The organism is Azospirillum sp. B4 (genome assembly GCF_000333275.1).
Lineage (GTDB): Bacteria > Pseudomonadota > Alphaproteobacteria > Azospirillales > Azospirillaceae > Nitrospirillum.
Window position 1 is genome coordinate 1 of sequence record NZ_BACU01000547.1, and the last position, 933, is coordinate 933.

The following is a 933-nucleotide window of genomic DNA, read 5'->3' on the forward strand; positions in this document are numbered from 1 at the left end:
TACGCTTGGCTGGAATGTGCGCATCCCCAGCGGCGCCTGTTGATCTATCTCACCCTGGGCCTGCTGGCCAACTGCTCGGCGTTCGCGCTGCTGCTGTCGGGGGTGCTGGCCGGCACGCGGGCGCTGCGGGCCTGGCACGCGACCTCGCTGATCACCGCCCTGCGACGGGAAGCGGCGGGCTTGGCCCTCTATACCGCCTTCATCGCCGGCTTCTTGTGGACCGTCCGCCCCCCGGATGACTTGGCTTTCGCCGGCTTCGGCGACTACCGGCCCATATCCCATGGCCTGGACGGGGCCTTCGCCGTCTTCCGCCGCCTGACCTTCGACCGCACCTACAAGTTCAACGACGAATACTTCCTGGGCAAGGGCATCACCAGCCAATGGGGCCGGTGGGTGGATGGCTTCCTGGCGGTCCTGGCCGCGACCCTGTTCTCCCTGGCGCCATTCGTGGTGCTGATGCGCGACCGCGCCATGTTGGCTCTCTACAGCCTGAATTTCCTGGCCGCCTTCCTGGGGATCCGGCGGAGGTGGAGCGGGTGCGCGAATGGGCCAAGACGCCCGAATACCGCGAGAAGAACTTCGCCCGCGAGGCGCTGACCGTGAACCCGGCCAAGGCGTGCCAGCCGTTGGGCGCTGTGTTCGCCGCCGTGGGGTTCGAGGGGACCATTCCCTTCGTCCACGGGTCCCAAGGGTGCGTCGCCTATTACCGCAGCCACTTCTCCCGGCATTTCAAGGAGCCCAGCTCCTGCGTCTCCTCCTCCATGACGGAGGACGCGGCGGTGTTCGGCGGCCTGAACAACATGATCGACGGCCTGGCCAACACCTACAGCATGTACAAGCCCAAGATGATCTCCGTCTCCACCACCTGCATGGCGGAGGTGATCGGCGACGACTTGAACGCCTTCATCAAGACGGCGAAGGAGAAGGGCTCCG

The 933-nt window shown here is 66.0% G+C and carries 1 protein-coding gene; it reads left to right on the top strand.

Annotated elements, in window-relative coordinates; all coding sequences use genetic code 11:
* Positions 1–443: 443 nt before the first annotated feature.
* On the top strand, positions 444–933 hold a 490-nt coding region (locus tag I55_RS24810), incomplete at its 3' end, for a nitrogenase component 1 (RefSeq protein WP_376739209.1).